The 22,668-nt window shown below is 62.5% G+C and carries 20 protein-coding genes; 11 read left to right on the forward strand and 9 right to left on the reverse strand.

What is annotated here, in order from left to right:
• Nucleotides 1-209: 209 nt before the first annotated feature.
• Together NKG99_RS22025 and NKG99_RS22030 are read left to right on the forward strand one after the other, a co-directional pair.
• Entirely contained in the window at nucleotides 210-1,373 is a 1,164-nt protein-coding gene (locus NKG99_RS22025; RefSeq protein ID WP_352870722.1) for a D-alanyl-D-alanine carboxypeptidase family protein, read from the forward strand.
• An 88-nt stretch (nucleotides 1,374-1,461) separates the two neighbouring features.
• Nucleotides 1,462-2,592, forward strand: a complete 1,131-nt coding sequence (locus tag NKG99_RS22030; RefSeq protein ID WP_352870723.1) for a CobW family GTP-binding protein — start codon at nucleotides 1,462-1,464, stop codon at nucleotides 2,590-2,592.
• A 3-nt stretch (nucleotides 2,593-2,595) separates the two neighbouring features.
• Here the strand turns inward: NKG99_RS22030 and NKG99_RS22035 are convergent, their stop codons facing one another.
• The 5 genes from NKG99_RS22035 to NKG99_RS22055 all read right to left on the reverse strand — a co-directional run bounded on the left by NKG99_RS22035 (nucleotide 2,596) and on the right by NKG99_RS22055 (nucleotide 6,500).
• The gene (locus tag NKG99_RS22035; protein ID WP_352870724.1) at nucleotides 2,596-2,838 is read right to left on the reverse strand and encodes a sulfurtransferase TusA family protein; all 243 of its coding nucleotides are present in this window, start codon (nucleotides 2,836-2,838) and stop codon (nucleotides 2,596-2,598) included.
• Between the two features lie 8 nt (nucleotides 2,839-2,846).
• Nucleotides 2,847-4,145 (reverse strand): L,D-transpeptidase family protein, encoded by a 1,299-nt coding sequence (locus tag NKG99_RS22040; protein ID WP_352870725.1) that lies wholly within the window; start codon nucleotides 4,143-4,145, stop codon nucleotides 2,847-2,849.
• A 217-nt stretch (nucleotides 4,146-4,362) separates the two neighbouring features.
• On the reverse strand, nucleotides 4,363-5,313 hold the full coding sequence (locus tag NKG99_RS22045) for an acetyl-CoA carboxylase carboxyltransferase subunit alpha (protein ID WP_352870726.1): 951 nt from the start codon (nucleotides 5,311-5,313) through the stop codon (nucleotides 4,363-4,365).
• Between the two features lie 99 nt (nucleotides 5,314-5,412).
• On the reverse strand, nucleotides 5,413-6,330 hold the full coding sequence (locus tag NKG99_RS22050) for a site-specific tyrosine recombinase XerD (RefSeq protein WP_352870727.1): 918 nt from the start codon (nucleotides 6,328-6,330) through the stop codon (nucleotides 5,413-5,415).
• A 17-nt stretch (nucleotides 6,331-6,347) separates the two neighbouring features.
• The gene (locus NKG99_RS22055; protein WP_183454671.1) at nucleotides 6,348-6,500 is read right to left on the reverse strand and encodes a histidine kinase; all 153 of its coding nucleotides are present in this window, start codon (nucleotides 6,498-6,500) and stop codon (nucleotides 6,348-6,350) included.
• A gap of 210 nt (nucleotides 6,501-6,710) precedes the next feature.
• Here NKG99_RS22055 and NKG99_RS22060 point away from each other — a divergent pair, with 210 nt between their 5' ends.
• The 3 genes from NKG99_RS22060 to NKG99_RS22070 are packed head-to-tail and all read left to right on the forward strand — an operon-like array spanning nucleotide 6,711 to nucleotide 9,354.
• Nucleotides 6,711-7,322, forward strand: a complete 612-nt coding sequence (locus NKG99_RS22060) for a shikimate kinase (RefSeq protein ID WP_352870728.1) — start codon at nucleotides 6,711-6,713, stop codon at nucleotides 7,320-7,322.
• Nucleotides 7,319-8,461, forward strand: a complete 1,143-nt coding sequence (gene aroB, locus NKG99_RS22065; RefSeq protein ID WP_352870729.1) for a 3-dehydroquinate synthase — start codon at nucleotides 7,319-7,321, stop codon at nucleotides 8,459-8,461. Before NKG99_RS22060 ends, aroB begins: the two co-directional genes overlap by 4 nt.
• Entirely contained in the window at nucleotides 8,458-9,354 is an 897-nt protein-coding gene (locus NKG99_RS22070) for an HlyC/CorC family transporter (protein WP_352870730.1), read from the forward strand. Before aroB ends, NKG99_RS22070 begins: the two co-directional genes overlap by 4 nt.
• Before the next feature lie 116 nt (nucleotides 9,355-9,470).
• Here the strand turns inward: NKG99_RS22070 and NKG99_RS22075 are convergent, their stop codons facing one another.
• Genes NKG99_RS22075 through NKG99_RS22085 form a run of 3 tightly spaced genes read right to left on the reverse strand, consistent with a single transcriptional unit; the run spans nucleotide 9,471 to nucleotide 14,300 of the window.
• Nucleotides 9,471-11,015, reverse strand: a complete 1,545-nt coding sequence (locus tag NKG99_RS22075) for a SpoVR family protein (RefSeq protein ID WP_352870731.1) — start codon at nucleotides 11,013-11,015, stop codon at nucleotides 9,471-9,473.
• Nucleotides 11,016-11,024: 9 nt separating this feature from the next.
• Nucleotides 11,025-12,332, reverse strand: a complete 1,308-nt coding sequence (locus NKG99_RS22080; RefSeq protein WP_352870732.1) for a YeaH/YhbH family protein — start codon at nucleotides 12,330-12,332, stop codon at nucleotides 11,025-11,027.
• Nucleotides 12,333-12,350: 18 nt separating this feature from the next.
• A complete protein-coding gene (locus tag NKG99_RS22085; RefSeq protein ID WP_352870733.1) occupies nucleotides 12,351-14,300 on the reverse strand; it encodes a PrkA family serine protein kinase in 1,950 nt (649 codons plus the stop codon).
• Nucleotides 14,301-14,709: 409 nt separating this feature from the next.
• On the opposite strand from NKG99_RS22085, the gene NKG99_RS22090 reads away from it, so the two are divergent.
• Together NKG99_RS22090 and NKG99_RS22095 are read left to right on the forward strand one after the other, a co-directional pair.
• Entirely contained in the window at nucleotides 14,710-15,516 is an 807-nt protein-coding gene (locus NKG99_RS22090) for an alpha/beta hydrolase (RefSeq protein ID WP_352870734.1), read from the forward strand.
• Between the two features lie 106 nt (nucleotides 15,517-15,622).
• The gene (locus tag NKG99_RS22095; protein ID WP_352870735.1) at nucleotides 15,623-17,176 is read left to right on the forward strand and encodes an acetolactate synthase large subunit; all 1,554 of its coding nucleotides are present in this window, start codon (nucleotides 15,623-15,625) and stop codon (nucleotides 17,174-17,176) included.
• A gap of 30 nt (nucleotides 17,177-17,206) precedes the next feature.
• Here NKG99_RS22095 and NKG99_RS22100 read toward each other — a convergent pair whose 3' ends face one another.
• The gene (locus NKG99_RS22100) at nucleotides 17,207-17,509 is read right to left on the reverse strand and encodes a BolA family protein (RefSeq protein ID WP_352870736.1); all 303 of its coding nucleotides are present in this window, start codon (nucleotides 17,507-17,509) and stop codon (nucleotides 17,207-17,209) included.
• Nucleotides 17,510-17,698: 189 nt separating this feature from the next.
• Here NKG99_RS22100 and NKG99_RS22105 point away from each other — a divergent pair, with 189 nt between their 5' ends.
• The 4 genes from NKG99_RS22105 to NKG99_RS22120 all read left to right on the forward strand — a co-directional run bounded on the left by NKG99_RS22105 (nucleotide 17,699) and on the right by NKG99_RS22120 (nucleotide 22,490).
• Nucleotides 17,699-18,319 carry a J domain-containing protein gene (locus NKG99_RS22105; protein WP_352870737.1) on the forward strand — a complete coding sequence of 207 codons (621 nt, stop codon included), beginning with the start codon at nucleotides 17,699-17,701 and terminating at the stop codon, nucleotides 18,317-18,319.
• A 123-nt stretch (nucleotides 18,320-18,442) separates the two neighbouring features.
• Nucleotides 18,443-19,429: a cobaltochelatase subunit CobS gene (cobS, locus tag NKG99_RS22110; RefSeq protein WP_352870738.1), complete on the forward strand. Its 987-nt coding sequence runs from the start codon at nucleotides 18,443-18,445 to the stop codon at nucleotides 19,427-19,429.
• 11 nt (nucleotides 19,430-19,440) lie between these two features.
• Entirely contained in the window at nucleotides 19,441-21,339 is a 1,899-nt protein-coding gene (cobT, locus tag NKG99_RS22115; protein WP_352870739.1) for a cobaltochelatase subunit CobT, read from the forward strand.
• A 185-nt stretch (nucleotides 21,340-21,524) separates the two neighbouring features.
• A complete protein-coding gene (locus NKG99_RS22120; RefSeq protein ID WP_352870740.1) occupies nucleotides 21,525-22,490 on the forward strand; it encodes an esterase-like activity of phytase family protein in 966 nt (321 codons plus the stop codon).
• The last annotated feature ends 178 nt before the right edge of the window (nucleotides 22,491-22,668 follow it).

Raw genomic sequence — 22,668 nt, forward strand, 5'->3', positions numbered from 1 at the left:
CCATCTCGCTGTTGGGACAGGCGGGTGTTGGCCGCTGCCTTGCAATTGTGATCGCCAGGCACTTTGCCATCTTGGCGTCACATAGGGTAAATAGCACCGCATCGATGCGGTCCGGTTTTTGAGGGTCGGACCTATCATGCTGGCGACCGCGTAACGAAATCTTACGGAGCCAGGGGCGACTACGGCAAGAGGCGATTTCGGATTTGATCATGCGGCACAGGCATTTCCTCAAGCTATTTTCGGCTGGCACAATCGCGCTGTCGGTCCTGGCCGGGCCTGCGCGGGCCAATCCGGTGGTTGTTTTCGACCTCGGCAGCGGCCAGATCCTGCAGCATCAGGATGCATTCAAGCGCTGGTATCCGGCGTCGTTGACCAAGCTGATGACTGCTTATGTGACCTTTCGGGCGATCGCGGCCGGCGAGGTCCAGCTTGATTCGCCGATCAAGGTGACGAAACATTCTGCTTCCGAGCCGCCAAGCAAGATGGGCTTCAAGCCGGGCTCGGTGATGCGGCTCGACAACGCGCTGAAGATGATGCTGGTCAAATCGGCCAACGACATCGCCATGGCCGTCGGCGAGAATGTCGGCGGTTCGCAGGCAGCCTTTGCCGAACGGATGAACGCCGAAGCCACCCGGCTCGGCATGAACGGCACGCATTTCGTCAATCCGAATGGGCTCTATTCGCCGGACCAGTACACGACGGCGCGCGACCTTGCCGTCCTGGTGATGGCGATCCGGCGCGAGTTCCCACAATATGCGTCTTGGTTTTCGATAGAAGGGCTTGCCGTCGGCAAGAAGGCGATCGCGAACTACAATCTTTTGATCGGCCGTTATCCCGGCGCCGATGGCATGAAGACCGGCTTTGTCTGCCCCTCCGGCTTCAACATGATCGGTTCGGCGACCCGCAACGGGCGCACGCTGGTCGCGGTGGTGCTTGGCGAGAAATCGGCGGTCACCCGTGCCGAGGCCGCCGCGAGACTGCTCGACCAGGGTTTTGACACGTCTGCCGCTGGGTCGGCCACCGTCACCACGCTGGCGCCCTATGGCGACACGGTCTCGCCCAACGACATGCAGGACGAGGTCTGCAAGAGGAAGGCGCCGCAGGAACAATCCGAAGCGCCGCCGGTTGTTGCCAAGAACGTGCCGAAATCGCCCTATCAGAAAAAGCTCGACCATGTGCCGACGCTGGTTGCCGTCGGCCTTGGCGGCGCCACGGGTCCAGCGCCGAAAGCTATTCTCGACCAGGGCGGCCAGGAATACGCCGACGTGCCTATTCCGAGTTGGCGGCCCGACAGACCGGCGCCGACCGGCGCGGGCCCGAAGATTGCCGGCTCCGCCGCGCAGGGCGACCAGCCGGTCAAGGTTGCGAACTAAAGCCTGATGCCGAACCGAAGGTCCGCGACAGCGAAACTTTGATACCGTTTTTCGGAAAAGACATGCTCAAACAGGCAGATAGAGATCAATGAGCGGCTTCCCGATCCCCGTCTCGGTGCTGACCGGTTTCCTCGGAGCCGGCAAGACGACGCTGCTCAACCGGCTGTTGAAGGATCCGGCGCTGGCCGACACGGCGGTCATCATCAACGAGTTCGGCGAGGTGGCGATCGACCATTTGCTGGTCGAGCAGTCTTCCGACGGCATCATCCAACTTTCCGACGGTTGCCTGTGCTGCACGGTGCGCGGCGAACTGGTCGATACGCTGGCCGATCTGGTCGACCGGCTGCAGACCGGCCGCATCGCCCGTCTTGCCAGGGTCATCGTCGAGACCACCGGGCTGGCCGATCCGGCGCCTGTGCTGCAGTCGATCATGGCGCATCCCGCGCTGGTCCAGGCTTTCCGGCTCGACGGCGTCATCACGCTGGTCGATGCGGTCAACGGCAATGCCACGCTCGATGCCCATGTCGAGGCGGTCAAGCAGGTTGCCGTTGCCGACCGTATCGTGCTCAGCAAGGCCGATCTGCTCAGCGACCCCCGCGAATTGGAAACGCTGCGCGCGCGCCTGCGGCACATCAATCCGGGCGCCGAACTGTTCGATGCCGCCGACACCGGAACAGGAGTGGCGGCGCTGTTCGACTGCGGCCTTTACAATCCCGCCACCAAATCCGCTGATGTGCGGCGCTGGCTTGGCGAGGAAGCAGCGCACGATCACCACCACCATCATCATCACGACCACGATCATCATGATGGGCATGATCACGAACATGGCCATGACCACGGCCATCGGCACGATTCGCGTGTGCGCTCCTATTCGCTGGTGCATGACGGCCCGGTGCCGTTTTCAGCCATCGAGATGTTTCTCGACCTGCTGCGTTCGACGCATGGCGAGCGCCTGCTGCGGATGAAGGGCGTCATCGAACTCAGCGAAGACCCGTCGCGGCCGCTGGTGATCCATGGTGTGCAAAAAATCCTGCATCCGCCGGTGCAACTGCCGGCCTGGCCGGATGGCCAGCGCGGCACGCGGCTGGTGCTGATCACGCTCGACATGCCGGAGGATTATATCCGCCGGCTGTTCGCCGCCTTCACCAACCGGCCGTCAATCGATACGCCCGACCGCGCGGCGCTGGAAAACAATCCGCTGGCGATTGCCGGACGTTGAACTCTACGATTGCTGTTTTCCGCGCTCGACCAGGAAGCGATGACCACCGGACATTGCCGCCGTTTCAATCAACTGGTGGCCGCTGTCGGAACAGAATGCCGGAATGTCGATGACGGCGAGCGGGTCGGTGGTCTCTAACCACAACCGGCTGCCCGGTTGCATGCCGGCAAGGCGCTTCTTCGCCTTGAGCACGGGCAGGGGGCAGTTCAGTCCTTTGAGGTCATAGACAACGGCGCGATCAGCCACGGGTGAGATCAACCGCCAAACATGCCGAGCAACTTGTTCTTCAGCTTCGTCACCCGGCTCTCGTCGGCACTCGCCGCTTGCGTTTCAGCCACTGGCGCGGCTTCGGTAGGGGTCGCGATGGTCGCGGTGGCGACAGGGGCTTCCTTGGCGGCCTTCTCGGCCTCCTTTTCAGCCAGAGCCTGAGCCTTGGCGGCTTCCTTGGCTTGCTTGGCCGCCTCTATCGCAGCCAGCCTCCGCTCCTCGGCCTTCTGCTTGGCGGCTCGTTCGGCGTCGAGGGCGGCCATCTTGCGGCCGGCCGGCGAATCGATACGGCCCATGCGCGCCGTTTCGGTGACCGAGCCGTCGTTGTTGAGCGACGGCGGGTCGATCGGCACGCGTTCGCCGCGCGCCCTGCGCTTGGACCAGTCGGAGACGATGCTGGCTTCCTTGATGCCGGCGATGGTCGGCTTGGGCGCCGGCACGCTGGCCTTGACCGCGCCGCTGAACGCCGCGTCGTAGGTGCTCATGTAGGAGTTGTAGGCGCTTTTCAGCGAATCAGGCTGCGTCGTCGCCGGGCAGGCACCGGTCGGATCGAATGTCTGGCCGTCGGCGGCAACCTGGTTGAAGACGTAGCGCTTCTCGCAGACATCGACCTTCGGCGGCACCTTGGTGATCTCGAAATTGTCGTAGCCGACCTTCAGCATCTTCCAGAATTCGTAATTCGGATCGTTGCGGTAGCGTGCCATGTTGGCGGCGGTCATGCGGAACGGAAACGCCTGGATCTGGAATTCGGTCTGGCCGCCCTGGAAGGCGTCGCGGCCGAAGGCGTAGATCTGTTCGATCTGCGCGTCGGTCATCGAATAGCAGCCCGACGACGAACAGGCGCCGTGCACCATCAAATTGGAGCCGGTGCGGCCATTGGCGCGATCGTAGGCGTTGGGATAGCCGATGTTGAACGACAGATGGTAGTTCGAGCGCGGGTTCATCTGCGCCGGGCGCACCGTGTAGAAGCCTTCCGGCGCCTGGCGGTCGCCTTCGGTGTATTTCGGCCCGAGCTTGCCCGACCATTTGCAGATGTCGTAGCTGGCCACCATGTCGTAGCGGCCGTTGGTCTTGGCCTTCCAGATTTCGAGCTTGCCTTCTTCCTTGAAGATGCGGGCCATCACCGACGAGGTGCGAACCATGCCCTTGGCCCTCATGTCGGCGAGGATCTTGTCGGGCAGCGGCTTGTTGGCCTCCGGGGCAAAATCCTTCATCGACGAATTGTTACACCCGGCAACGCCGAGGGCGGCGATCAGGATTCCGGTGCGGGCAAGCTTGACAAACATGGCTGCGGATATCGTCTTTTCTCTGGCGCGAGGGCAATTCATACCCGGCTACTGCACTGAACGTGGACGGACCCTAAGCCCGTTAACCCTAACAAATTCCTTACCGCAAGTGCCGACGCGTCCCCCTGCGGCAGTCTCATTGAGCCGAATGCAGCGGCATTTTTGTGGCAAAAATGCTCCTCGCCGCCACAATTGTGGCGGGCAAGGTTGCCTGTGGTCAGAGGCTGCGGCCCATTGCCAGGTATTTCTCGCGGCGCTGCTCGCGAAAATCGGTGTTGGCTCCGGCAAATTCCTTCATCGTCCGGGCGATGAGGTCGCCGGTCGCGGCGATCACGGTTTCGGCGCCACGATGCGCGCCGCCGAGCGGCTCGGGAATGATGGCGTCGATAATCTTCAGCTCAAGAAGATCCTGGGCGGTGATCTTCATGTTCGTCGCCGCGTCCTTGGATCGCGTCGTGTCGCGCCACAGGATCGAGGCCGCACCCTCCGGCGAAATCACCGAATAGATGGAGTGTTCGAGCATGTAGACGCGGTTGGCGGTGGCGATGGCGATGGCGCCGCCCGAACCGCCCTCGCCGATGACAACCGAGATCGACGGCACCCTGAGCCTAAGGCATGTGGAGGTCGAACGGGCGATGGCTTCCGCCTGGCCGCGCTCCTCGGCGCCGACGCCGGGGTAGGCGCCGGCGGTGTCGACCAGTGTCAGTAGCGGGATGTTGAACCGGTCGGCGAGTTCCATCAGCCGCACCGCCTTGCGGTAGCCTTCCGGCCGCACCGAGCCGAAATTGTGTTTCAGGCGGCTGGTCGTGTCGGAACCCTTTTCCTGGCCGATGATGGCAACAGGCTCGCCGCGGAAGCGGGCGAAGCCGCCGACGATCGCCTGGTCCTCGCCGAAATTGCGGTCGCCGGCCAGCGGCGTGAAATCGTTGAACAGGCCCTTGATGTAGTCGACGCAATGCGGCCTGTCGGGATGGCGCGCGACCTGCACCTTCTGCCATGGCGTCAGCGCCTTGTAGGCGTCGCGCAGCGCGTCGCGGGAGCGCTTCTCGAGACGGCTGATCTCGTCGCCGACATCGACCGCCTCGCCATTCTCGGCGAGCTTCTTCAGCTCGAGGATCTTGCCCTCGAGGTCCTGCACCGGCTTTTCGAAATCGAGGTAATTATACATGCGTGGGCGGACCGATACATCGGAAGGCAATGGCTGACGGAACCCTTATATCCAAGGCTCCGGGCGGTGAAACGTCGTCCTCACATAGCGATATGAGGCCTAGTCGGCAAGCGGATGATGATCGTTGACCAACCGCACCAGCCGCTCTTCCAGCACATGGGTATAAATCTGTGTCGTCGATATGTCGGCATGGCCGAGCAACTGCTGCACGGCCCTGAGATCGGCGCCGTTCTGCAGGAGATGGCTGGCGAAAGCATGGCGCAGTACGTGCGGCGAGATTTTCGCCGAGGCGATGCCGGCCCTCGCTGCCAGCCCTTTCAGGTCGCGGGCGAAGACCTGGCGCGAGAGATAGCCGCTGTCGGATGCGGCCGGGAACAGGAATGGACTGTCGGCGAAGGCTGGAACCTTGGCACGGGCGGCAAGCCAGGTCTTCATTGCCGTGCGCGCCTTGACCGAGAGCGGCACCATGCGCTCCTTGTCACCCTTGCCGCGCACCATGAAGAAGCGGTCGTCGCGCTGTGCCACCGTCACCGGCAGGCCGACCAACTCGGAAACACGCAGGCCGGTGGCATAAAGCACCTCGACCAGCGCATGCAGGCGCAGTGCCGCCAGCCACTCACTGTTGCCGAGCCCTAAACCGCCGGCCTCAAGTGCCGCGCGGTCGATCAGCCGGCCGGTGTCGGCCTCGCTCATCGTCTTGGGCAGCGGGCGGCCTTTTTTCGGGCTGTCCAGCGTGCCCGTCGGGTCATCGCCGCGCAGGCCTTCGGCGTAGAGGAATTTGAAGAACTGGCGGATCGCCGACAGCTTGCGCGCCTGCGACGTGGCGGCAAAGCCGCGCGCGGCGATGTCATCGAGATAGGCGCGGATGTCGGCGGCCGCCGCGCCGGCGAGCCCGCCATCGATCTCGCTCGAGGCGTCTTCGAGGTCACGGCGGTAGGAGGAAAGCGTGTTTTCGGCCGCACCCCGCTCGGCGCTCATCATTTCCAGAAAGGCTTCGATGCGGGCGGCGCTGTTCATTCAGCTTTTCTTGTCATTCAACTTTTCTTGGGGTTCAGCTTTTCCGCGGGGATGCGCACGCTCATTTCCCCCTTCTTGGGCTCCACGAACATCACCAGCGCGAACATCGTACCATAGGCAATGCCAGCTAGAATCGCTGTTATCACGACAAAGCGAAACAGTGTCGGCATCAATTTTCGCCCGTCTTCTTGTTCTGCGTTTCCAAACCCTGTGCCCTTATGGGACGCCAATCCGCCCAATTCAAGGAAGAAGCTGAGGCCTGTTAGCAACTTCCGATGCGGACCCAGCCAGCCCATATCGGGCTCAAGGTGCTTGCCACGCTTGACGCAAACGGGCTTTTCATGTCGATACGCCGGCAAAGAGGGCCCTCGAAGCATTCGATGAACGCGCTGCCAGCAAATCCCCCAGACGAGACCCACGCCGCGCTGCTTGGCCGGCTGGGCGGCCGTTCCATCGTCTTTGTCGGGCTGATGGGCGCCGGCAAGACGGCGATCGGCCGCAAGGTGGCGACGATGCTGGCGCTGCCCTTCATCGACAGCGACCAGGAGATCGAAAGCGTCTCGCGCATGACCGTTCCGGAACTGTTCGAGCGCTATGGCGAGACCGAGTTCAGAGCGCTGGAGCAGCGCGTCATCCTGCGCGTGCTGGAAAACGGCCCGCAAGTGCTGTCGACGGGCGGCGGCGCCTTCATGAACGCGCAGACGCGCGAGGCTATCGCCGCGCAAGGCGTGTCGGTTTGGCTGAAGGCCGAACTCGATCTTTTGATGGACCGCGTCTCCAAGAAGCAGAACCGGCCGCTGTTGAAAAGTGCCGATCCTCGCGCCGTGCTGGAGCGGCTGGTGAGCGAGCGCTATCCGGTCTACGCGACATCTGACGTCACCGTGCCGACCCGCGACGACCGCAAGGAGGTCATCGCGACCGAGGTGGTGGACGCGCTGCGCCGGCATTTCGGCATCGATGAGACTGCCGCGACAGGCGAGGTGCGATCGTGAGCGTCGATGAACCCGTTGTTGTCGAAGTGGGCCTTGGCGACCGGACCTACGACATCCTGATCGGCTCGGGGCTGCTGTCGCGCGCCGGTGCCGAGATTGCGCGCCGCCTGCCGGGTACGCGCGCCGCTGTGATCACCGACGCCAATGTCGCGGCAGCGCATCTCGATGCGCTGAAGGCCGGCCTCGAAACGAGCGGCATCCAACCAGCCGTCATCACGCTGCCGCCCGGCGAGAAGACCAAGAGCTTTGCCCATCTCGAAGAGGTGGTCGACGGCGTGCTGGCTGCGAAACTGGAACGCGGCGACATCGTCATCGCCTTCGGCGGCGGCGTTATCGGCGATCTCGCCGGCTTTGCCGCCGGAATCGTGCGGCGCGGCATGAATTTCGTGCAGATCCCGACCTCACTGCTGGCACAGGTCGATTCCTCGGTCGGCGGCAAGACCGGCATCAACAGCGCGCGCGGCAAGAACCTTGTCGGCGTCTTCCATCAGCCGAAGCTGGTGCTGGCCGACACCGGAGTGCTCGACACGCTGCCGATCCGCGAATTCCGCGCCGGCTATGCCGAGCTCGCCAAATACGGGCTCATCGACCGGCCGGAATTTTTCACCTGGCTGGAAGAGAACTGGGTGCAGGTTTTTGCCGGCGGACCGGAGAGGGCGCAGGCTATTGCCGAAGCCTGCCGCGCCAAGGCCGACGTGGTTGCGCGCGACGAGTTCGAGACCGGCGACCGCGCGCTGCTCAATCTCGGCCACACGTTCGGCCACGCACTGGAAGCCGCCACCCAGTATGACGGAACCCGCCTCGTCCATGGCGAGGGCGTTGCCATCGGCATGGCGCTGGCACATCGGTTCTCGTCGCGGCTGAACCTGGCCAGTCCCGACGACGCGGCGCGCGTCGAGGCGCATCTGCGCGCCGTCGGCCTGCCCTGGCGCATGGCCGATATCCCAGGCGATTTGCCGGATGCCGAGGCACTTCTTGCCTTCATCACCCAGGACAAGAAGGTGTCGCGCGGTGCGCTGACGTTCATTCTGACGCGCGGTATCGGCCAGGCCTTCATCGCCAAGGATGTTCCAGCGTCGGAAGTGCTGTCGTTCCTGAAAGAAAACCATCCCAGCCAGCAGGAAAGCCGGCTGAAATGAACAACGAGACCGGCTGGATCGTCGTCGCTGTCCTTGCCATCCTCATCCTGCTGGTCGTTGCCGTGCGCACGCGCCTGCTTGCCGCTTTTGGTTATGAGCTGTCGCGCATCGAGCCGCAGCGCTCGACCCAGGACGAATTGCGCGGCGCGGTCGACGATTTCCGTCGCGACGGCCAGGTGGTGCGCGAGGATCGCGATCGCGTCGGCGGCCTGTTCGATCTCGCCGAGCTCGAAGTCTCCGACATCATGGTCCACCGCACCAACATGCGCTCCGTCAATGCCGACAATGCGCCGGAGGCGGTGGTGCGCGAGATCTTGCAGAGTCCGCACACCCGCATGCCGCTGTGGAAGGGCTCGCTCGACAACATCGTCGGCGTGCTGCACGCCAAGGATCTGCTGCGTGCCTTGAACGAAGTCGGCAACGACTTCTCCAGGATCGACGTGATGAAGATCGCCTCGAAACCGTGGTTCGTGCCCGACACCACGACATTGCAGGAACAGCTCAACGCCTTCCTGCGTCGCAAGGCGCATTTCGCCGTCGTCGTCGACGAATATGGCGAGGTCGAAGGGCTGGTGACGCTGGAGGACATTATCGAGGAGATCGTCGGCGAGATCGCGGACGAGCATGATGTCGACATCCAGGGGGTCAAGCAGGAGGCCGACGGCTCCGTCGTCGTCGACGGGACCGTGCCGATCCGCGACCTGAACCGGGCGCTCGACTGGAACCTGCCGGATGAGGAGGCGACCACCATTGCCGGGCTCGTCATCCACGAGACGCAGTCGATCCCCGAGGAGAAGCAGGCTTTCACGTTCCACGGCAAGCGCTTCACCGTCATGAAGCGCGATAAGAACCGGATTGCCAGGCTGAGGATCAGGCCAGCCGGCGACGCTTAAAACGCATCCCATTGAAACGAAGACAGGCGACGCGCTTCAAGCCCCTGTTCAATGCATGTCGCGCAGGACCACCGCGCACTTTTTAGCGCCATGAAAACCAGCGCAGCTATGGAGCCTCATTCCGCGATCTGGCTCGTCGAGCGTTCGTGGATAGCCGCGCCCGTCTCAGCGTCGACGGCCGCCAAGCTGACCTCATAACCCCAAAGCCTGCGGATGTGACGAAGCGTGGCATCGCGGCTGGCATCCTCGAGAAGGATGCCGTCATTGACCTTGTGCCGCAGTCTCAAATGCCGGTCGCCGAGCAGATCGACGTCCACCACCTGGATGTCCGGTTGGTTCGCGCCGATCTCGTAGCTGTGGGCAAGCGCGGCGCGGATCTTGGCATAGCCGCGTTCGTTATGGATCGAGGCGACCCGGCAATGCGGTTGGTCGGCAACGTCACCGAGCACAAAGAACCGCCATTTCCGGATCAAGGTCGGACTGAGATACTGGCGGATGAAGGACTCATCGCGGTGGTCCGCCCAGGCATCGAGCAGGATCTCGAGCCAGTCGCCGTGGCCGGCGATGTCGGGAAACCATTCCCGGTCTTCCGCCGTCGGCTCGGTCGAGATGCGCTTAATGTCCTGCATCATATCGAGGCCGAGAGCGTAGGGGTTGATGCCGGAAAAGCGCGGATCGTCGTATGCCGGCTGGAAGACCACGTTGGAATGGTTCCGCAGGATTTCGAGCATGGCACCTTCGCTGATCTGGCCGCGATCGAACAGCATGTTCATCAGCGTATAGTGAACGAAAGTGGCGCAGCCCTCGTTCATCACCTGTGTTTGCCGTTGAGGATAAAAATATTGTGCTATGACACGAACGATCCTGATCACCTCACGCTGCCAAGGCTCCAGGACCAGGCTGTTCTTTTCCAGGAAATAAAGCAGGTTTTCCTCGGGCAGGTTGAGCGATTTCTTCCGCTCCGGCTCGTCGTGTCCCTTGTCGTTGGCCGTTTGCCGCGACGGCGGCAGCGTGCGCCACAAATCATTATAGGAGTGTTCTTCGTATTCGAGGCGCTCGCGAAGCCCTTCACGCTGCCGCTCCGACGACAGCTTCGGCGGCCGGTGATAGCGGAATACGCCCTGCGCCATCAGCGCGTGGGCGGAATCAAGAATAGTCTCGACGGCGGCGAGGCCGTGCCGCTCCTCGCAACGGACAATGTAGCCCTTTGCGAAGTCCAGGTAGCCGAGGATCGCCCCGGCGTCCGTCCACTGCTTGAACAACTGATTGTTCTTGAAGAAATGGTTGTGCCCGAGCGCAGCATGGGCCGTCACCAAGGCCTGCAGGGCCATGGTGTTTTCCTCCATCAGATAGACGATGCAAGGATTGGAATTGATGACCAGTTCATAGGCAAGGCCTCGCCCGCCTTTGCGATAAAGCAGGTCCTGGTGGAGGAAATGTTTGCCGAAAGACCAGTGACGGTACATCAGTGGCATGCCGACCGATGAATAGGCGTCGAGCATCTGCTGGGAGGAGATGATCTCCATCTGCACGGGGTAGGTTTCGAGATGAAGCTCTTCGACCGCGATTGCCTCGATCGCGTCATAGGTCCGCGACAATGTCTTGAAATCCCAGTCGGACCCTGAAAAAAGCAGGCTGGATTTACTGGCTTGTCTGGCCATCGGACCCCCTCATGCCCTCTTGAGGGAAGCCGGCTGTCTGCCGAAGAGTTGGCGAAAAACCGGGTAGATATCGGCGGGCGTGGCAATGCGGCTCATCTGGAAGTTCGGCCATCTCAGGTCGATTTCGCTATAGGCACGCCATAGCGATGTCCCGTTTTCGGTCGTGCCGAAGATATGGGCTTCCCGCTCGTCGATGATCTCGACATAGGCAAAATACTGGCACAACCGCATGAGCTTGCCGTTGAGCAATGCCATGCATCGCTCGGAATCGCCGCCAAAATTGTCGCCGTCCGAGGCCTGGGCGGCGTAGATGTTCCATTCGTGGGCGGGGTAACGTTCGCCAATAATGCGGTGCATTTCCTCCAGCGCGGTGGAAACGACAGTGCCGCCGCTTTGCGTGTTGTAGAAAAATGTTTCCTCATCGACCTCCTGGGCCAGATGCGTGTGGCGGATGAAGACGATCTCGATGCGGTCGTAGCGCCGTTTCAAGAACAGGTGCAGCAGTACGAAGAAGCGCTTGGCCAGATCCTTTTCGCGCTCACCCATCGAGCCGGACACATCCATCAGACAAAACATGACGGCATTGGCGTTCGGCACAGGTCGGGGATCGAAGCGGTTGAAGCGGATGTCGACCGGATCGACATAGGCAATTCGTCTGCGCCGCCGCTCCAGCCGGTCAAGTTCTTCGCGCAACGCCGCAATGCGCTGGCGCGCCGCTGGGCTGGACGGCACCAACTCAAGCGTGGCGATTTCCTGAAGGATCGCGTCCAAATCCTCCTGCTTAGGACGCCTCAGCGCAATGCGGCGGCCGTGGCTGTTGCGCATCGTGCGCACAACATTGATGTTGGTCGGTGAACCGGTGGCGGCGAAGCCAGCCCGGCGCGGCTTGAAGGCAAGGATCTCCTTGAGGTTGAGCTTGACCATATCTGGGAGTTCGAGATCCTCGAAAAAAAGATCGAGCACCTCTTCACGTGACAGCACGAAACGAAAGTCGTCTTCAGACGCCGTGTTCCCCGGGGACGACGCTCCCGCGCCGCCGCCGGGCTTGGGGATCAGGTCTCCAGGGGAGAAATGCCTGTTGCCCGGCAGGATGTGCTGGCGCCTGCCGCTGTTGCGGGCGTTGTTGAAGCTTGGCTCGCCCGTGCCACTTTCGGGCATGGGCACAGCGTGCTCGGCATCGGCGTCGGCGATGCTGCCGGTGCGGATCTGATCGCGTATGCTCCGCTTCAGCTCCTCGCGCGCACGCCTGAGAAAGCGCTGGCGATTGCCGAGGCTCTTGTCTTTCGGATTCAGGCGACGGTCGATGAAGATCGGCATGGAACCATCCGGGCTCTTTCAACCCGCCCTGTTCACCCGCATGTACCAGTCCACAAGGCGACGCACCTGCCGCTGGGTGTAGCCACGCTCGACCATCCGCTGCACGAACTCATTGTGCCGCTTTTCCGTGACGCTATCCTGCTTGGAGCCGAAGCTGATCACCGGCAGGAGGTCCTCGACCTGGCCGAACATGCGCTTCTCGATGACTTCCCGCAGCTTTTCGTAACTTGTCCACGCCGGGTTGCGGTCGTGGTTTCTTGCGCGCGCGCGCAATGTGAACTTCACCACCTCGTTGCGGAAGTCCTTGGGATTGGCGATGCCGGCCGGTTTTTCGACCTGCGACAATTCCTTGTCCAATATCTCGCGATTGAGAACTTGGCCGGTATCGGGATCCTTGTAGTCCTGATCCTCGATCCAGGCATCGGCATAGGCGATGTAACGGTCGAAGAGGTTCTGGCCATACTCGCTGTATGATTCCAGATAGGCCTTCTGGATTTCGTGGCCGATGAACTCGGCATAGCGCGTTGCCAGCTCCGACTTGATGAACTCGAGATAGGCCGCTTCCGTCTCCTTTGGAAACTGCTCGCGCTTGATCGCCTCTTCCAGGATGTACATGAGATGCACGGGATCGGCAGCCACCTCCTTCGTATCGTAGTTGAATGTCTGCGACAGAATCTTGAAGGCGAAGCGTGTGCTGACGCCGGTCATGCCTTCGGCGACGCCGGCGGCGTCGCGATATTCCTGAACCGACTTCGCCTTAGGGTCGACGTCTTTCAGGTTCTCGCCGTCATAGGCGCGCATCTTGGTGTAGAGTGGCGAATTGTCATGCTCGGCCAGGCGGGTCGAGACGGTGAAGCGGCTGAGAATGTCCAGCACTTCGGGGGCGCAGGGGCTGGCGGCCAATTCGCTCTCCCGCAGCAGCTTTTCGTAAATCTGCCTCTCTTCGGTGATCCGCAGACAATAGGGCACCTTGACCACGAGGATGCGATCGAGAAAGGCCTCATTGTTTTTGTTGTTCTTGAACTGCTGCCATTCCGATTCGTTGGAATGGGCCACGATGATCCCCTGGTAGGGAAAGGCGCCGAAATTTTCGGTGCCGTTGTAGCTGCCCTCCTGGGTCGCGGTCAGCAGCGGATGCAGGACCTTGATGGGCGCCTTGAACATTTCCACGAATTCAAGCAGGCCCTGGGTGGTCCGGTTCAGTCCGCCGCTATAGGAATAGGCGTCCGGATCGGACTGGCTGAAATTTTCCAATTGCCGGATGTCGACCTTGCCGACCAGGGCCGAGACGTCCTGATTGTTCTCATCGCCGGGCTCGGTCTTGGCGATGCCGATCTGGCGCAATCGCGAAGGCATCAGCTTGACCACGCTGAACTTGGAAATGTCACCGGACAGTTCGTCGAGGCGCTTGGCCGCCCATGGCGAGATAAGCCCGTTCAGCCGGCGTCGGGCTATGCCGTATTTATCCTGCAGCAGGTCGCCCATGCGATCGGGATGGAAGAGGCCAAGCGGCGATTCGAAAACCGGGCTGATCTGGTTACCGACCTTCAGCGTGTAGATCGGGCGTTCCTCCATCAGTCTCTTCAGCCGCTCGGCCAGAGAGGATTTGCCGCCGCCGACAGGGCCGAGAAGGTAGAGGATCTGCTTGCGCTCCTCGAGGCCCTGGGAGGCATAGCGGAAATATCCGGCGATGCGCTCGATCGTATCCTCCATTCCATAGAAGTCGGAGAAGGAGGGATAGATCTTGACGGTGCGGTTTGAGAAAATGCGGCCTAGTCGCTCGTCCTTGCTGGTGTCGACCAAGTTCGGCTCGCCGATTGCCTCGACCATCCGTTCAGGCGCCGAGGCATACATCGATTTGTCCTCTCGGCAGGCAAGAAGGTACTGCTGGAGGCTGATTTCTTCCTGGGCCGCGTTCGCATAAATCTCCGAAAACAGATCGAAGACGTCGGACTGATTCTCACGCATGATATTCTGCCCTCAAAGCCGTTCTGGCCGCCGGATGGCTCCTCAATCTATTCAACTACCGGGAGTGCATTGTGGTTCCCTTCAGATGATGCACTTGGCATCGAAACTCGGAGACCTCGCGTCGAAACCCGGGACGGCACCCCATGTGATTGGAATGCGTATCCAACAACTTAGGGCGGTGATGGCCAGATGAAGCCATCGAGGACAAATATTGATTTCGTGATCTGAACCGCGAGCGCGGTGCATTTGACGCGGTGAGAGCTGCCGCCCGATGCGGGTTCGATGAAGCAGGTCGATCGCGGTTCGGATCGATGATCGATCGCCGAACCAGATCTTCGGATATTGCCATCCTTAACTGGACGCTCGCGGCGCTCGGGGGCACTCTTGGCCGACACGGTCGGAGACCACGATGATCGATCGGCGAAGCCTCATTCTGGCTTCCGTGGCGGCGATGCTGCCGTTGGGAGCATCGGCCGCGTGGCGGCTGCGCCAACCGGCGCCAAAAACCGTCGACTACGGGCCGGCGAAACTCGACATCTATGCCCCCGCAGGTGCAACCGCACTGCCGGTCGTGTTTTTCGTTCATGGCGGCACCTGGCAGTCTGGAAAGCGAAGCCAAGTCAACGCCAAGCCGGCCTTCCTGCTGGCCAATGGCTTCTGCTTCGTCTCCATCGATTACCGGATGTTGCCTGAGGCTGATGTCGCAACCCAGGCCGGCGACGTCGAAAAGGCCTACGGCTATATCAGGGCCAACATCGCCCGGCATGGCGGCGACCCTAATCGCATTGTCGGCATGGGCCATTCGGCCGGCTGCCAACTGATTGCGCTGACTGGCATGCGCGGTGGGTTGCCTGGCGTCGCTGCCCTGCTTCTCGTCGATACAAGAGCCTACGACCTTGCAGCGCTTGCCAAGAATGGCGGCATGGTGCGGGCCTATGCGCGGGTCTTTTCCGACCCCGCGCAATGGGCCGCACTGTCACCCATCAGCTATGTCGACGGCCGCAAGCATCCGCCGACCTTCATCACCTATTCGCGGGCGCCTGGCCGTGGCGAGGCCTCCAAGGCCTTTGCCAAGCGCCTGCGCGCCACCGGCACCAGGGTTACGCTGTTCGACGGCAGCGCCTATACGCACATGTCGATCAATCGCGATTTCGGCGACGACGGCGATGCGCTGACCGCTGCCGCGCTGGCATTCCTGAAATCGACGGTCGGCTGATCGAGGCTCGTGCGTTAGCTGCTGGATCAGACCAAAAGCACTGGCGGGATATTGCCGTGCGGGCGCCCCCGGGTGCAAGTGCCCTCTTTGATCGGGAGAGAATTGCATGAACGGCGCCGATGTCCTGTGTGACGTGCTTCTGGCCAATGATGTGAGGGTCTGCTTCGCCAACCCCGGCACGTCAGAAATGCATTTCGTTGCAGCGCTTGACCGCAAACCGCGGATGCGTTGCGTCCTCGGCCTGTTCGAGGGCGTGGTGACGGGGGCCGCCGATGGCTATGCGCGGATGACCGATCGCCCGGCCGCGACGCTGCTGCATACCGGTCCCGGCTTGGCCAATGGTCTCGCCAACATGCACAATGCGCGGCGCGCGCTCAGCCCGATGATCAACATTGTCGGCGACCATGCCTCCTACCATCTGCCGCTCGATGCGCCACTGACCAGCGATATAGAGAGCCTCGCGGCGCCGATGTCGAACTGGGTGCGCCGCATCGGTGGCCCGGACGATGTCGCGCCGGCGACCGAGGCGGCCTTGCGCGCATCGCTGACGCCTCCCGGCGTGACGACGCTGATCCTGCCGGCCGATGCGGCCTGGGGTGAAGTCGGTGCGGCTTCGGTCGGTAAGGTAAGGCTGGCGCCGCCGCCCGCCGTCGACATGGACGCCGTGCGCATGGTCGCGGCAGCGATCCGTGCCGCTCCGGGTCGCGTTGGCATGGTCGTTCGCGGGAAGGCCGCACGAGCCGATGGGCTTGCCATTGCGGGGCGGATTTCGACAGGCAGCGATGTCCGTCTGTTCAGCGACGTCCTGATCGCCCGCATGCAACGCGGGCGCGGGCGAGTCGCGCCGACCCGCATCCCCTATCCGGTGGATGCGGCGACGGCGGTGCTCAGGGATATCGATGTTCTAGTGCTGGTCGGCGCGAAGGAGCCGGTTGCCTTCTTCGCCTATCCGGGAAAGCCCGGGCGGCTTGTCCGTGAGGGGTGCCAGGTGCTGACGCTGGCCGGCCATGGCAGCGATCTGAATGCGGCGCTGGAGGCGCTGCGCGACGAACTCGGCATAAAGCCGGCGCAACAACAGGCGTTCGCGACCGCCTTTCCCGACGAGACACCGCCGAGCGGCAGGCTGACGGAAGATGCCATCGCATTGTCGGTGGCGCGCAAACTGCCGGCCGATGCGATCGTCTGCGATGAAGCGGTTACCTCGGCGCGGCGTTTCTTCGCGCTATCGGCCTTTGCCGCGCCGCACGACTACATGATGGGCACAGGCGGATCGATCGGCGGGGGCATCCCGATGGCGACCGGGGCGGCGATCGCCTGTCCGGACCGCAAGGTGATCAATCTCGAGGCCGATGGCAGCGGCATGTACACCGTGCAGGGGCTGTGGACCCAGGCCAGGGAGAATCTCGACGTGGTGACGATCGTGTTTTCCAACCGGACCTATGCGATCCTGCATGGCGAGATGAAGAATGTCGGGGTCGAGACGATCGGCGAGAACGCCAGGCGCATGCTGGACCTCGACCATCCCTCGCTGGACTGGATCTCGCTGGCCAAAGGCATGGGCGTGGAGGCGGCCCGCGCCGATACGTGCGAGCGGTTCGACGCACTGCTGGACAGTGCCCTGTCGCGGCGCGGGCCGTTCCTCATCGAAGCGGTGCTCTGAGCGCGCGGAAAGTGGGCGTCGGACCCTTGGCTACCAGCGGGTCTTTTCGCCGGGAGCCGCCGGTTCGATCGCCAGCGCGTGCACGCCGGCTTTCAGTTCGTCGGCAAGCAGTTCATTGACGGCGCGGTGGCGGTCGATGCGGCTCATGCCGGCAAAGGCGGAAGCGACGACGCGGACGCGAAAATGTGTCTCGCCGGTGCCGTCATAGGCGCCGTGATGTTCGGAGCCGTGGTGGTGATGGCCGGCATGGAGATGGCTCTCGTTGATGATGACCAGCCGCTCCGGCGAAAATGCTTTGTTGAGCTTGTCTTCCATGGTCGCCTGTATGGACATCGCCGTCTCCCTTCACCACATATGGCTGGCGCATCAGCCTGAAACCGAAAATCGGTCTTCGCAAAAGTCGCTGCCGTGCAACAAAATCCGCCATTCGCCTGCTTTATGCCGCGATTCAGCGGTTAGGGCGATGATCGCGAAAATGTCAATTCTTGTTTCGCATCTGCGAACGCCCCATAAATGGGTTAGATGAAGCCGTACCCCAAATATTTCGAGAAGATTCGCGTCCGCCCCGACAAGGACGCGGAGCTGAAGTCGCACTCGCCGATTTGCCAGTGGGACGGCTGCAAGGAGGCGGGCACCCATCGCGCGCCGGTCGGGCGGATGAAGGAGGGCGAGTATTTCCGTTTCTGCTTCGACCATGTGCGCGAGTACAACAAGGGCTTCAACTATTTCTCCGGCGTGCCGGACACCGAGGTCGCGCGCTTCCAGAAGGAAGCGATGACCGGTCACCGGCCGACCTGGAAGATGGGCGTCAACGGCGCCTCGACGCGTTCGTCGCCGGATGTGGCGCAGATGCGTTCCGGCCGCGCCGGCTACTACAACCGCATGCGCGACCCGTTCGACCTGTTCAAGGGGCCAAAGGATCCGCGCGAGGCGCGCGCGCGCAAGGCCAAGCCGCTTGAGGCCAAGGCGCTGGAAACGCTTGGCCTTGATACAAAGGCGACTGGCAAGGAGATCAAGGCGCGCTATAAGGAACTGGTGAAACTCCACCATCCGGATGCGAATGGTGGCGACAGAGGTTCGGAAGACCGGTTCCGCGATGTGCTGCAGGCCTATCGCGTGCTCAAACAGGCGGGCCTGTGCTGAGCGACCATACGGTTCGTGTCGTTTTCCAACTTTCATAAGGTTGGAAAAGGCTCTAAGACCGCCCCCGGACAAAATCGATTGCCGGCGAAATCAGGCTTTTCGCCCGTGGAGACGTTGAGAGATATGAACAAGGTCGATCGCGACATCGCCAACCTGCCCGACACGACGGTGTCGGTGAAGGAGAAATTCGGCTTTGAGTCCAAGATGGTTGTGCCGGCCTATTCGGTGACATCAGAGCATGTGCCCGACATCGATCCGGACTATCTGTTCGACAAGAACACGACGATGGCGATCCTGGCCGGCTTTGCCTACAACCGCCGGGTCATGGTGTCGGGCTATCACGGCACAGGCAAGTCGACCCATATCGAACAGGTCGCCGCCCGCCTCAACTGGCCCTGCGTGCGCGTCAATCTCGATAGCCATGTCAGCCGTATCGATCTCGTCGGCAAGGACGCGATCGTCGTCAAGGATGGGTTGCAGATCACCGAATTCCGCGACGGCATCCTGCCCTGGGCCTACCAGCACAATGTCGCGCTGTGCTTCGACGAGTACGATGCCGGCCGTCCGGACGTGATGTTCGTGATCCAGCGCGTGCTGGAATCGTCGGGTCGGCTGACGCTGCTCGACCAGAGCCGGGTTATCCGCCCGCATCCGGCCTTCCGGCTGTTTTCGACCGCCAACACGGTCGGCCTGGGTGATACCACCGGTCTCTATCATGGCACGCAGCAGATCAACCAGGCGCAGATGGATCGCTGGTCGATCGTCACCACGCTGAACTACCTGCCGCACGACAATGAAGTCGCTATCGTGCTGGCCAAGGCCAAGCATTATCGCGACGTCAAGGGCAAGGAAATCGTCAACAAGATGGTGCGCGTCGCCGACATGACGCGCTCGGCCTTCATCAACGGCGATCTGTCGACCGTGATGAGCCCGCGTACCGTCATCACCTGGGCCGAAAATGCCGAGATCTTCGGCAATATCGGCATGGCGTTCCGGCTGACCTTCCTCAACAAGTGCGACGAGCTCGAGCGCTCGGTGGTGGCAGAGTTCTATCAGCGCGCCTTCGGCGAGGATCTGCCCGAGAGCGCGGCCAACGTGGTGCTGGGCTAAGCAGAGTCTCGATGGCGGGTCCGGGCGACAACACGCGCAACAAGTCGAAGACGGGGTCTGAAGCCGACAGCTTCAAGCGCGCCGTCACCGTCTGCATGCGTGCCATCGCCGGCGACAAGGAACTTGAGGTCGGCTTCGCCAAGGATAGGCCGGCACTCGCCGGCAGCCGGGCGCGTTTGCCCGAACTGCCGAAGAAGGCGTCGAAGACCGACATTGCGATTACCCGCGGCCTCGGCGATTCCATGGCGCTGAAGCGCGCCTGTCACGATGTGCGCATCCACACCAGGCTGGCGCCGGAAGGCAAGGCGGCCCGCGCCATCTATGATGCGGTCGAGCAGGCCCGCGTCGAGGCGATCGGCTCACGCGCCATGCAAGGCGTCGCCGACAACATCGGCTCGATGCTGGAGGACAAATACGCCAAGGCCAACCTCGTCGACATCAAGGACAAGGTCGACGCGCCGATCGAGGAAGCACTCGCGCTGATGGTGCGCGAGAAGCTGACCGGCCGCCCGATCCCGAAGAGCGGTGAGCGGCTGGTCGAACTTTGGCGCCCTTGGGTCGAGGAAAAGGCCAAGGCCGACCTCGACGGACTGTCGGCCAAGCTCGGCGACCAGCAGGCCTTCGCCCGCGTCGTGCGCGAGATGCTCGCCTCCATGGAGATGGCCGAGGAACTCGGCGACGACCAGGAGACGGAAGATTCCGAGGACAATGACGACAACCAGCCGCAAGGCGAGGAGCAGAGCGAGGAGGGCGGCGAAGAGGATTCCGGCTCCGAGCAGTCGCAGTCCGAGGATGCCGAGGCATCGGCCGATGACGAGCAGTCGGCCGAGACCGAAGCCTCCGACGCCACCGCCGACGACCTGTCCGACGATGACGATGCAGACGCCGAGACGCCTGGCGAGGCGCGCCGCAACGACAATCCCTTCACCAATCTGCCGAAGGAGATCGACTACAAGGTCTTCACCACCGCTTTCGACGAGACGGTCGGCGCCGAGGAGCTGTGCGAGGAAGAAGAGCTCGACCGGCTGCGCGCCTTCCTCGACAAGCAGCTTGCCAACCTGTCGGGCGTCGTCGGCCGGCTGGCCAACCGGCTGCAGCGCCGGCTGATGGCGCAGCAGAACCGCTCCTGGGATTTCGACCTGGAAGAGGGCTACCTCGACCCGGCGCGGCTGGTGCGTGTCGTCATCGATCCAATGCAGCCGCTGTCTTTCAAGCAGGAACGCGACACGAAATTCCGCGACACGGTGGTGACGCTGGTGCTCGACAATTCCGGCTCCATGCGCGGCCGGCCGATCACGGTCGCCGCCACCTGCGCCGACATTTTGGCACGCACGCTGGAGCGTTGCGGCGTCTCGGTAGAGATCCTCGGCTTTACCACGCGGGCCTGGAAGGGCGGGCAAGCGCGCGAGAAGTGGCTGAAGGACGGCAAGCCGCCGAACCCCGGCCGGCTCAACGATCTGCGCCACATCATCTACAAATCGGCCGACCATCCGTGGCGGCGGGCACGGCGCAATCTCGGGCTGATGATGCGCGAGGGCCTGCTCAAGGAAAACATCGACGGCGAGGCCCTGTTGTGGGCGCATAACCGCCTGATCGCCCGGCCGGAACAGCGCAAGATCCTGATGATGATCTCGGACGGCGCGCCGGTCGACGATTCGACGCTGTCGGTCAACCCTGGCAATTATCTCGAGCGCCATCTGCGCGCGGTCATCGAGCTGATCGAGACGCGCTCGCCGGTGGAACTGCTGGCCATCGGCATCGGCCATGACGTCACGCGCTATTATCGCCGTGCCGTCACCATCGTCGATGCTGAGGAACTGGCCGGCGCCATGACCGAGCAACTGGCTTCGCTGTTCGCCGAGGAGAGCGCCAAGGATACGCGGCGCGGCGGCGTGCGGCGCGCCGGATGATCTTTTCGCGCGGCGGTTCTAGAGCGGCTCATCGTTTCACGGAAATGCCGAACCGCTCTAACTCTCTGTTCTTACGCAATTCCCAAGGGAAAGCGCCATGCGCTTTTCCCGGGAAAACCGTTTCACACTTTTCCTGGAATTGCTTTCGGCAAACGCTTTTCGCCGCCATTGCCCTGCTTACCGGCATGGCTTCGGCCGCAGCCGGTTCGGCTGATTCCACCTCGGTCGAACCGGTCGAGGTTTCGGCCCGCCCGATCACCGAATTCCACATTGGCCGTGCCGGCAAGCAGTTCGGTACGCTCGAATTCGTCGGCGGGCTGGAGATGACATCGCCGACGCGCGATTTCGGTGCGCTGTCGGCCCTCCGCTTCCTGAAGGCCGGCGGCGACTTCATTGGCGTTGCCGACACCGGGTTCTGGTTCTTCGGCACGGTGGTCCGCGACGCCGACAAGCGTCCATCCGGTATCCAGAATTTCCGCATGCAGCAGATGGTCGACGAGACGGGTCGGCCGATCGACAAGAAATGGGAGGTCGATGCGGAAGGCCTCGCGGTCAAGGACGGCATTGCCACCGTCGGCTTCGAGCGCAACCACCGCGTCGCCCAGTTCAAGATCGCCTCCCATGACATGAAGGCGCCGTTCAGGCAGCTGGATTTCGTGGTTCCGGCCCACGAGCTGCGCCAGAATCGCGGCTTCGAGACCGTCACCCACGCCAATGCCTACGGCCAGCATGAGGGCGGGCTGGTGGTGGTCTCCGAGAAGAGCCTCGACAAGGCCGGCAACATCTACGCCGCCATCATCGAAGGGCCGCACAAGGGCGTCTTTACCGTCAAGCGCAACGGCGATTTCGACATCACCGACGGCGCCTTCCTGCCGGATGGCGACCTGTTGCTTCTGGAGCGCAGTTTTTCGATGGCCAGAGGCGTCAAGATGCGGCTGCGGCGCATCTATGGCGAGAGCGTCGAGAAGGGCGCCGTCGCCGACGGGCCGGTGCTGCTGGAAGCCGACATGGGCTATCAGATTGATAACATGGAAGGGCTCGACGTCTGGACCCGCGACGACGGTGCGCTGATGGTGTCGATGATTTCCGACGACAACCACTCGATCCTGCAGCGCAATCTCTATCTGGAATTCATCCTGCACCAGGATTGAGCGACGTTCCAACCGCGGACCTGAAGTCGAGGACGGCGGGTTCGATTTTGGTCGGACGCCTTCCCCAACTCCGTCGCTGCTTCGCAGCGCCAACTCTCCTCCCTCCGGAGGGAGAGGAACGAGCTTGGTTGGCGAACGCATGTCCTTCCTCTACCCCGTCGATCGGCGAGCGTGGCGA

The sequence above is a fragment of the Mesorhizobium sp. M1409 genome (assembly GCF_040317535.1).
In the GTDB taxonomy this organism is placed as follows: Bacteria; Pseudomonadota; Alphaproteobacteria; order Rhizobiales; family Rhizobiaceae; genus Mesorhizobium.

What these genes read in the sequence shown, in the direction of transcription:
- NKG99_RS22025 (WP_352870722.1), top strand. Translation starts at nt 210, where the DNA reads ATGCGGCACAGGCATTTCCTCAAGCTATTTTCGGCTGGCACAATCGCG.
- NKG99_RS22030 (WP_352870723.1), top strand. Translation starts at nt 1,462, where the DNA reads ATGAGCGGCTTCCCGATCCCCGTCTCGGTGCTGACCGGTTTCCTCGGA.
- NKG99_RS22040 (WP_352870725.1), bottom strand. Translation starts at nt 4,145, where the DNA reads ATGTTTGTCAAGCTTGCCCGCACCGGAATCCTGATCGCCGCCCTCGGC.
- NKG99_RS22045 (WP_352870726.1), bottom strand. Translation starts at nt 5,313, where the DNA reads ATGTATAATTACCTCGATTTCGAAAAGCCGGTGCAGGACCTCGAGGGC.
- NKG99_RS22050 (WP_352870727.1), bottom strand. Translation starts at nt 6,330, where the DNA reads ATGAACAGCGCCGCCCGCATCGAAGCCTTTCTGGAAATGATGAGCGCC.
- NKG99_RS22055 (WP_183454671.1), bottom strand. Translation starts at nt 6,500, where the DNA reads ATGCCGACACTGTTTCGCTTTGTCGTGATAACAGCGATTCTAGCTGGC.
- NKG99_RS22060 (WP_352870728.1), top strand. Translation starts at nt 6,711, where the DNA reads ATGAACGCGCTGCCAGCAAATCCCCCAGACGAGACCCACGCCGCGCTG.
- NKG99_RS22070 (WP_352870730.1), top strand. Translation starts at nt 8,458, where the DNA reads ATGAACAACGAGACCGGCTGGATCGTCGTCGCTGTCCTTGCCATCCTC.
- NKG99_RS22075 (WP_352870731.1), bottom strand. Translation starts at nt 11,015, where the DNA reads ATGGCCAGACAAGCCAGTAAATCCAGCCTGCTTTTTTCAGGGTCCGAC.
- NKG99_RS22080 (WP_352870732.1), bottom strand. Translation starts at nt 12,332, where the DNA reads ATGCCGATCTTCATCGACCGTCGCCTGAATCCGAAAGACAAGAGCCTC.
- NKG99_RS22085 (WP_352870733.1), bottom strand. Translation starts at nt 14,300, where the DNA reads ATGCGTGAGAATCAGTCCGACGTCTTCGATCTGTTTTCGGAGATTTAT.
- NKG99_RS22090 (WP_352870734.1), top strand. Translation starts at nt 14,710, where the DNA reads ATGATCGATCGGCGAAGCCTCATTCTGGCTTCCGTGGCGGCGATGCTG.
- NKG99_RS22095 (WP_352870735.1), top strand. Translation starts at nt 15,623, where the DNA reads ATGAACGGCGCCGATGTCCTGTGTGACGTGCTTCTGGCCAATGATGTG.
- NKG99_RS22100 (WP_352870736.1), bottom strand. Translation starts at nt 17,509, where the DNA reads ATGTCCATACAGGCGACCATGGAAGACAAGCTCAACAAAGCATTTTCG.
- NKG99_RS22105 (WP_352870737.1), top strand. Translation starts at nt 17,699, where the DNA reads ATGAAGCCGTACCCCAAATATTTCGAGAAGATTCGCGTCCGCCCCGAC.
- cobS (WP_352870738.1), top strand. Translation starts at nt 18,443, where the DNA reads ATGAACAAGGTCGATCGCGACATCGCCAACCTGCCCGACACGACGGTG.
- cobT (WP_352870739.1), top strand. Translation starts at nt 19,441, where the DNA reads ATGGCGGGTCCGGGCGACAACACGCGCAACAAGTCGAAGACGGGGTCT.
- NKG99_RS22120 (WP_352870740.1), top strand. Translation starts at nt 21,525, where the DNA reads ATGGCTTCGGCCGCAGCCGGTTCGGCTGATTCCACCTCGGTCGAACCG.